The organism is Providencia sp. AGC89 (assembly GCF_053543535.1).
This window is the reverse complement of the sequence record NZ_JBIXLP010000017.1, coordinates 1-9,132: the sequence shown is the minus strand read 5'-3', so window position 1 is coordinate 9,132 and position 9,132 is coordinate 1. Positions and strand designations below refer to the sequence as shown.

The 9,132-nt window shown below is 35.9% G+C and carries 7 protein-coding genes and 2 pseudogenes; 3 read left to right on the top strand and 6 right to left on the bottom strand.

Features of this window, described 5'->3' with window-relative positions; translation table 11 throughout:
* On the bottom strand, positions 1-1,569 hold a 1,569-nt coding region (locus ACIPUA_RS05515; RefSeq protein ID WP_449059405.1), incomplete at its 3' end, for a DUF262 domain-containing protein.
* 371 nt (positions 1,570-1,940) lie between these two features.
* Between ACIPUA_RS05515 and ACIPUA_RS05510 the strand changes: the two genes are divergently transcribed.
* A complete protein-coding gene (locus ACIPUA_RS05510; protein ID WP_214196068.1) occupies positions 1,941-2,087 on the top strand; it encodes a hypothetical protein in 147 nt (48 codons plus the stop codon).
* 389 nt (positions 2,088-2,476) lie between these two features.
* Here the strand turns inward: ACIPUA_RS05510 and ACIPUA_RS05505 are convergent, their stop codons facing one another.
* The 5 genes and pseudogenes from ACIPUA_RS05505 to ACIPUA_RS05485 all read right to left on the bottom strand — a co-directional run bounded on the left by ACIPUA_RS05505 (position 2,477) and on the right by ACIPUA_RS05485 (position 6,989).
* The gene (locus ACIPUA_RS05505) at positions 2,477-3,832 is read right to left on the bottom strand and encodes a DUF726 domain-containing protein (protein WP_281111357.1); all 1,356 of its coding nucleotides are present in this window, start codon (positions 3,830-3,832) and stop codon (positions 2,477-2,479) included.
* A 157-nt stretch (positions 3,833-3,989) separates the two neighbouring features.
* Positions 3,990-4,197 (bottom strand): annotated as a pseudogene (locus tag ACIPUA_RS05500) (DnaB-like helicase C-terminal domain-containing protein); the annotation flags it as partial.
* A gap of 63 nt (positions 4,198-4,260) precedes the next feature.
* Complete coding sequence (locus ACIPUA_RS05495; RefSeq protein WP_281111358.1) at positions 4,261-4,932, bottom strand: inovirus Gp2 family protein; 672 nt, start codon at positions 4,930-4,932, stop codon at positions 4,261-4,263.
* 304 nt (positions 4,933-5,236) lie between these two features.
* On the bottom strand, positions 5,237-6,730 hold the full coding sequence (locus ACIPUA_RS05490; protein WP_008916288.1) for a YfjI family protein: 1,494 nt from the start codon (positions 6,728-6,730) through the stop codon (positions 5,237-5,239).
* Positions 6,731-6,758: 28 nt separating this feature from the next.
* Positions 6,759-6,989 (bottom strand): helix-turn-helix transcriptional regulator, encoded by a 231-nt coding sequence (locus ACIPUA_RS05485; protein WP_008916289.1) that lies wholly within the window; start codon positions 6,987-6,989, stop codon positions 6,759-6,761.
* Positions 6,990-7,085: 96 nt separating this feature from the next.
* Here ACIPUA_RS05485 and ACIPUA_RS05480 point away from each other — a divergent pair, with 96 nt between their 5' ends.
* Together ACIPUA_RS05480 and ACIPUA_RS05475 are read left to right on the top strand one after the other, a co-directional pair.
* A complete protein-coding gene (locus ACIPUA_RS05480; RefSeq protein WP_043892714.1) occupies positions 7,086-8,888 on the top strand; it encodes a hypothetical protein in 1,803 nt (600 codons plus the stop codon).
* Between the two features lie 96 nt (positions 8,889-8,984).
* Positions 8,985-9,132, top strand: a pseudogene (locus ACIPUA_RS05475) (IS5/IS1182 family transposase); the annotation flags it as partial.

Genomic DNA, 9,132 nt, shown 5'->3' with positions numbered 1-9,132 from the left:
AGCAATCTCAGCCTGTTGGTTAAGAATGGGGGTCTTTCTGTAAGACATTAACTTATCGGCAAATGGTTTGTTTCCGATGGACGCATTGTGCGACCCTGATATGAGCATCAGGTTGCCAAGACAATTGAGGTATTCAGAGCTAAAGTCTTCGGAATATTCACCCTGCTCATTGAGTTCATATCCTGTTTCGAGAGGACTTCCATCAGTAGGCGTGCGCGGTGCTATATGTTCAATTTGTTGGTTGGTAATCTTAAACCCTTCGACTGAATATCCAGCTCTCTGAAGATAACTCTCGTAGCTCCAAAGCAGGTAGCTTAGTACATTATTTCCGTACATCCCGCCATGTAGATAGTTCTTCATATTTGTATCACTCCAATACCATGTATCATTGAGCTTACTTGCTATTTTTTCTAATAAGACAGCATTGTTGCCATCGTAGGAGAGCAGAATTTCATTGAGACGCTCTTGGATATTTGCCCGACTATTGATGAGCTTAGCCCTAAAGGTTATCACTTCAAGAATGCGGAAAAGAGTTGGGAGATCTGAGGAGTTATAACGGTAGCCCTTAATAATGAATGGGTAAATGTACGCGGGGATCCCAAGTTTAAACAGCCTTTTCGCATACATACTCTTTTCATGTTGTAACTTATCTATGGCCACGAATGAATCGTTTAAACTTCGAACGTACTCTTTTATCCAGGTAACTTTGTCATCTTTGTTACGGAAAGCTTCCTTCAAGTCATCCAAAGTGCGGTAGGCATACCCCTTGATATACGCATTGTTGTGGTAAATCAGCACACTATCTTCATTAATCCGCTCTATGTTGTTGATTACCTGATAAATGCGTTTAAATATGTTCGATACAAATTCGATATTGTTATCAACATCGTCAGCAGGGCTATTCACGTACATCTGATACATGAAATACGATTTGACCTTTTCCATATTGGTCAATTCTTTGCCTCTATTATTTTCCAGTTCAAACATCAGAGCCGCATCCTTCTTACCCTCCAACTCGATGATGGTAAGGTCGGTATTTTCAAGCTTCTCTTGGATACTGACAAGGCGTGCGGTATCAAGTTTAGAGAGTTGTTTAGTGAAGTATGCTTTCGCTTCAAGTAGTTTCTTTTGTGATGGAGAATAAGCATCAAACTTATCTTGATTTTCGACAATTAAGCAGTCATAACAACTTCGATCATATTCAACTGGGCGGAGTTTAATATTTTTATCTCTGATGAAAGCTTCTTCAGTGTCTTCAATGTCAAAATTATGCTCTGACAGGTCATCTCGTGTCTTTAATACATTGAGTAGAGAGCGAACAAATATAGTAATGGTAGTGACCCTTTGCTGGCCGTCAATGATTTCGTATAACTTGTTCTTTTCAACGCATTCAAGAAGAATATTCCCGAAAAAATAGTTGTTTTCCCCATCTACTTGCTCATAAAGATCTGACAAGAATTCATTCCAGTTGTTCTCTCCCCAAGCATAAGCCCGCTGGTATACAGGGATCTCGTAACTAACCTTGGAGGGTTCAAAGAAAGCCAATACTGTGGTTTGATTAAAGTTCATTTCACTCCCAACACTAAACATTACAAAGTGTTTAATATCAAAAAGTTAATCATATCATATGCAGTAAAAGGAAATAGTGAATAATGCAGTATTTTTTGATTCATTACATTAGAATCCATATTTGGGCTTGTAGTGGCTCACTAAAACTGGCCACTGATATAGAGTTTTCCCATATTTTTATTTATGTGAACAAGGCAGACACTGATGGCATTCGTAACTCAGAAATGTCCAAAAACGAGTTTACCCGGCTGTCCGCTCCTCGCTCGTAGCAGACCTCGCAGTGTGTCAGACGGTCCGCTTCGTGCCAAAAGCGGAAGTAACGGGTAAGAATAAACTCAAAAATTTTTTTTTGTAGGCAATGAGGGGGGATTATGGCGCGTAGAATTGAACCTCGTGGCATAGCTAATGCTATTAATGGAAGCTTTGTCAGTCGTAACAATGATTTTGCAGGATACTGGGCTATTGGTCAGTTAAAATTACAGTCTCAGCAAAGAATATTATTCCAATTCAATTTATAGATAGGCTGTTTTTGCTGGAAATATTGAGCATGATAAATGAAATATCTCTCGTGACGGGGTCAAAGAAAATGTTAAATGAATTGGTGTTTGCTAAAAACCTCATTCATAGCCCAGTACCTTCATCTGCGGCACAGTAATATTTAGGTGGCTGTTGGGAAGTTTCTCTGGCTGCTGGATTTTAGTACTAGTTGTATTGTGGTACAGAATAATAGATAAACTGTAGCCATTGAAGGTCACTTGCACAGTTCTTCATGCTCGTTATGTTGCTTGCTCTGGGGGGAGCTTCCTCCCCTTTATGCACGTATTACACTTAGCAGGCTCCATTTACAAGTGATTTTCTTATGAGCTTGACTGGTCAGAATTTATTACACTTCAAATATCTCAGTAAATTATCCTACAAAATTAATCAAAGAGTCATTATTTTTAATAATGCGATCTCTGAGGATCTTTATTAAAATAACTATTGGAATCAACACCTGGGTTGCAGGGCCAGTAAAATGGATAGTTCTAAAACCACCTGTTACATCATAAATATCATTGAAAACGTTCACATCGATAAAATCATTGCCACTACCAATCAAATAAGTATCAATAGCATTAACTATTGTCTCACACTTATCCTTATTCATGCCGTTTGTTAATATTTCCTTTTTGAAATCATTCATCATTACATCAAGTATCATACTTTCTATTTCGAAATCTGCTTTCTCTTTTATATTTTTTATTCCAATTTCATCGGAAATATCTAGCAATATTTCATTGTATTTAACACCATTCCCTCTTAGTTTGTTTACGATGGAATCCCCACCCATCAACTGTATTTCATTTGTTAAAGCCTGGGTTTCAAGCTCTTTATCCGAAAAGGCACTATTTCTTTTATTTAATAATTTAGCTATTACCTCTCTTTCCTTGTTTGATGAGTAATATATTACGTTATAGAGAGATTCATCTTTCAAGCAGAACTCAATGGGTTTGTTACTACTGACAACCATGACTTCTTTTCTTGAGTTGTTATTAAAATCCAAATGATTAATTATTTTATGAACATTATCCCAATAATCAAGATGACCTAGCGAGTGAAACGGTCTGTTCATAATTCTTCCATTTAGTTCCTCATCAATCACAATCGGATGTGCACCTATGCATTTTTCAAAGTCAGGCTTGATTTTTAAAACAAGATCGGCATCTGAGTGAATGTTGTATATATTCCCAGATATCACGGTTAGTAATTTTTTGCATTCAGCATTACTTAGATTTCTTGCTCCTGCCATGAGTATTAAATTATTTATATTTATAATTTTAAATTCATCACTCATTGCTAAAATAGATTCAATGATTAATCTAGCACCAAGAGAATGAGAATATATATTTATAGCCTCATATTTCTTGCTATTTTTTTTTAAAAAACGAACCAATAAAACGTAAAATTTATATTTCAAGTTACTGATACTTTGTTCGACTGCTTTAAATCCGCCAATTTGAGATGATATGGCATTCACGGCAAAAAGATAGGGGTTTGGTTTTAAGGCAATCCCTAAAAGGTCTGCGCTAGAGAAATTATTCAATATCGAACCGCTAGGCCAAAATGCGAAGATATTAGAATCACTTGCATTTACTTTAGCTACATGGTTTTTTAGCTTATCTCTATCACTTTCAGTTGAAGCGGCAGAGTAACCATGAATAAAAATATTCAAGGTATCCCCTTGCCCATTGCCACAACGCTCAAAAAAAATATCCTCTTTCATGACATTCCTTTATTAATTCTGAAAATAGTGAAAACATTATAATGGAATTTAAAGATTGAAATGCCATTAAATTTAAGTTTTTAGATGGGATATATATAGAGTAAGTAATGAGAGCAATCTGAGAGAGGAAATTTAGTAAGCCTGGACAACCTGGCTTTCAGGGGTAATATTCTTCGAATTGAGATCCACTGTAGTTATCAAATCGTAACCACTGGCCATTGAAAGGCTGGCGCACCGATCCAATAGGTCTATTTCGCTACTTACCCAGAATGATTTCTGCCCCCTTTGTGCTGACTGTTCTCGTTGTAGACATCGTCACGATAGATAAACATGATAAGGTCGGCATCTCGCTCAGACCAGCCGGTCAGGCTTAGTTATGTTCTACCCAACGAAACCTGTTAGTTCAAGTCTGAGCTAATGCCTCTCAATTAAACCTGACTGGTTCCAAAGTTTCTAAAGTCAGTCATGAACTCTTTGGTATTCATTTTAGCCAGATACGTCATGCGTAATAGGAAATCAAAATAATTAGAATTACGAGTCAGAGCATCTCGTCTATCAAATCGAAATACGGGGTTCTCTGGAAAGTTAACTAATGGTGCATAGTCTGGGTACGCTAAGCCAATGGCGCTACACCATGCCCGTTGTATTCTAGTCGCCATATTATTGGCATCATCTTGTAAATAGTTGCCTAAATAGCCGTATATATCTCGATTAAATAACAAAACTAAATGGTAGTGAGGATATTCACTTTCATTACGTTCTCTTACCCAAGCATAATAAGGGAGTGCTGGTGTACCTGAACGCCCCGTACGATGATGTGCGGCTCTCAGTTGGCTTTTCAGTGACTCGATAAAACGGGTAATGGCTCGCTCATCCGTGCGTTGAAAACATATAGGCATATCCGGGGCATCAGGACTACTATCCTGAGCGAATCGTAAATCAACTCGGATTGCAAATACTCGGTTATGGTGTTCTAGTGTATTCTCAACCACTGCCAGTAATCGACGAAGGATATAATACGATATCGAGGAATCATAGCGATCACTCGCGATAGTTATCAGTTGATCCAATTCTGTTTTAGTTAATGTATAATCTGACATTTTTATTACCTTACTATCATAGAAATAGCGATATCTGTATTCGTGTTTAAGTACCTATCGCATCCATAACACAGTGAGTTATAGACACAATAGGTACGGTGATTAAATAAACATTGCTTTGTTGATTGATAGGTGTTATTGTTATAAATTAGTATTGTATTTAGTAAGATGATATATATTACCTATACCGACATCATTCCATTTAATAAAAGACAGACTCAACCCTCCCCAAAGCCGCAATAAATCTCGCTTGGTGATATAATCCTACTCACTGATATTATTAAAAATAACTCTGAAGTTATCCTTATCTTGGTGAGTTATTGAGTATGAATACTCCTCTGCTACTCAACGGAATATTCAATCGTTCGGCTAGCTCTTCAGGTGTCATTCTTGCCCCCGTAAACTTGACATAGTTAATCCCATTTTTTTCGAATAATTGAACTTTGGCTTCCTGCTGTAGTTTTTCTAATGCAGGCCGCAAACGGTCAGAGCGTCTCAGTGAATAGGGGCCATTTTTAATGATGTCATTTCGCCTAAAATCATAAGATTTATTACTGACAAGATGCTCCTCCAACCATAACAGGAGTTTTTCAGCATCACTAGGCTCCCTCGTTTCATCAGTTTTAGCGATAAAGTGATTGAGATACCACTGTGTGATATAAAATGCCGCATTCAAGGTTTCTTTTGTGATCAGCGTTGAATTCGGTGTCATAAAAACCTGCATCACTGCCGCAATTCTCGACGCATGTTCCATATAGCGCGCAATAAAATCCTCATAATGTGAAAATGCCGTGTCCTGCTTTATACAATCTGATATGATTCGCTGCTGTTCATACCAGTATTTTTGTGCCTCCACCGTTAATGTGATACACTGACGTTCACCACCATACTCTCTTCGCAATGCAGACTTGTCTAAGTGCGCGATCAAAACGGAAGAGAAGGCATCAAATGCATGCGCGTCTAATCGTAAAGTGTTCAGGTCATCCAACCTAGTTAATGAATTGTTCAAATCCACGAATAAAAAACGGGCTAGCCCACCAGAATATCGAAACTTCGTGCCTTTTTTCCTCAAATAATGATTAAACAATTCCGGCTGTAACATTAACAAGATGCTAAAACGGGCATCTGAAATAAAGTCGCTGTCGCGTGAAACACGGCTCACCGAAATACTCTCTCCACACCAGAGTGAATTTAATAACGAAATTTTATGAAATAGATTGCCGTCAAACAAAGCCCCTGCTTCATCTGAGGCCAGTGTTAACACTGGATACCCTTGCCCTAATTCCCGAGTTAATGCCTCGCTGGTGGGATCATTGATAATTAAACGCCTTTGAACCGGCTTAACAGGCGCTTGTTGTAGGCATTCATCTAACTGACGACGAGCCTCAGCCACATCACCGTTATCCTTAAACATTTTTTGATAATGTTTCTCATGAGCTTTTAGCTCTATTTTCCAAATAGCCTCATGCCGTTGATACTCCGCCTGTGCTGAACCATATTCTCTTTTTTGTGCTTCTTCCCACTGAATAACCGGTGCTATCAACATTCTGAATACCGTCGTCTTTTTACTGCCCGACTTGGCGAGCACAAGCGTATAAAGTGAAGTGGGATAGCGAATCCCTTGGATAGGTTGAACATCAAAGTTATCGTGACATCCCATACCCATAACTCCTAATAGGGTAGGTAAAATAATATCTGTGCTAGCCCCTGTTTGAGCGTGTATGTGCCCGATCAACTGCTGAAAAAATTCAGGTAAAAATTTCAACTGCAAACATAGTTCTGGATTGCCATTTGACATTTTTCTTGCTCCTTAATTTGATAGACAATTAAACTTCACGTGAAGCAACCCATTTTTCGATCTCGCTGTATAGCCATCCAACTGATGATATCCCCAGCTTAATCGGTTTAGGAAAATCCTCATCGTAATACTTCGAGCGAGGGTTTAATTTTTCATAAATACTGGATCTGGATATCCCCAGAATAACGGTTAACTCAGTCATACGTAAAATACGTAATGGTGAATTTGTCTGATTTCTAGTTTCTTTTTGGTTGGACATCTCATTTTCCTTTGTTGATCCGATGACTTAACTAGACTTTGCCATAAACAATGAGAAAATATCCCGTAGTAAAATGGAGACCAAAAGGAGATGAAAGTGCCTACACACACATTTGCTGAAATGCTGTATAAAGTTTATGAAATACTTGGACTGTTTAAAAAAAACACGAATAGAAGAGATTTACGTAATCATTCCAATTTTTCATCTCACCAAATGTTTTTTGCGAAAGCTTTAGATGAAATAATTGATACGATCGACAATCAAGAAAGCCTAGACAAACAAATCAGATTAGTCTTGTTTTACAAATATGAACAGCTATACAATAAATTTGTCAGTACTAATCTAGTATCGACTTTAAATGCAAAAGAGATAATGATACGTTTTACTGAAATTGTAATACCTGCAGTTATAGCATTAGATATACATATAACACTTCGTGGCTATAGAAAAGAAGATCCATTCAATTTTTATTATCACATACGTAAATTTTTACTTAGCGAAAAATACAATAAAAATAATGAAGAATTAATATATCAGAATGCAAAAAAATATTTAAAAAAATACATAAAGTCGCTGAACTTTGAGCCCTCCATTGATCTCAGCTCAATAATTTCATTAATTGATAATATTAGAAAAAGTTCTAAACAGAGAACAGCATCAATTAATACAGCAATAGATCAATGCCTCTCAATCGCCAACTTGATGGGATATAAAAAAAGTTATAAATTTGATCTCCTTAGAGTAGCCTACACTTCAATAAATACATTGCTATTATTTCAAAAAGAAACCAATTTACTTGATTTCGTTTATAATAACTATGAAAAAATCATAAAAAAAGAAATAAAAGAATATGAACCAATATCAAAGTTAAACAATTATTTGTATGATGGGAAAAATCACTTAATTATATTAGGAATTGAGGACGAAATTGTCGATAAAAACTCAACTGAAGTCATTAATAGCATTATTAGTTATTTAGATATTCCTATATTGAATAATCCTATTGTCAAAGATATTATTTACGAAATAGAGCGTTTTACATTTAATTTAGATTATCTTGTGCCATATTCAAAATCTTATTTTAACCTACTCAAAAGACATCTCAATAAATACGACAAAAATAATATATTGAAACCATACTTAACATTTATAGACATAATACTATTATTACAAGATGAAAAAATCGATGCTGCCTTTAATTTTATTAAAAATATAAATAAAAAAAACCTACCCTTAGGTTTTTTAAACTCAGCCATTTCAACTATTGATTTGGCTTTACAAATAAAATTAAAGAAAAAAACGATAAGAAATGGTTCTTTAATTCCTTTGATTAATTCAATTTTAATCACCAATAGCATTTATATAAAATACTACCCCATTGCTTACCACATTGAAAACAATAAAATCAGGGAAAATCCCATTATAAAAAACCCAAATAATATTATACTAATGCAATCAATAGCAAGATATAACCTCATGATAAGTAAAATAACCGATGAGAAAAATTATAAATTTGATGAAGTTTTCCCTCACGCAATCAATGGAAGTCTGAATCACCTTGATAAATTACTTGAAAAATTAATTAAACACGTTCTAAATTTCAATATTAAAGATGATGTTATCGCAAAAAAAATCATAGAGAAAAAAATATATACGTATTCAAATCTTAATAAAAATCTAATAAACATTCTTAATGATTGTTCATTGTACAACTGTATAGGCTGCCTTTCAATTCTATATGACTACCTTCAAGCTCCAGGAGAGGAGTTTGAAAATATTCGTCTTTTTATAAGCAAGCCAGAAAAAGAAATCAACAATTTACGTAAAGCATTACATATAGCTGAAAATATATTATATGAAAATAAACAAAAGAAAAAAAGTGCTGTCCTAGATAACTAAGAACTAACTCCAGAAGGGATTGTCAGAATGTCATAACGGGTAATTTCTGAAGGTGAAAATATGGCAGTTAGCAGATGATGGCTCAGCGATGAACCTCATATTCAGTCACGGAAGGATGAATCAGAAGCCATCAAAAACACGGATTTTAAGGCCCACCGCTGGGTTGTAGAGAGAACACACAGTTGGATGAATCGCTACCGTCGTGTCCTGACTCGTTGGGAGAAGAAGGTCGAGAATTATGAGG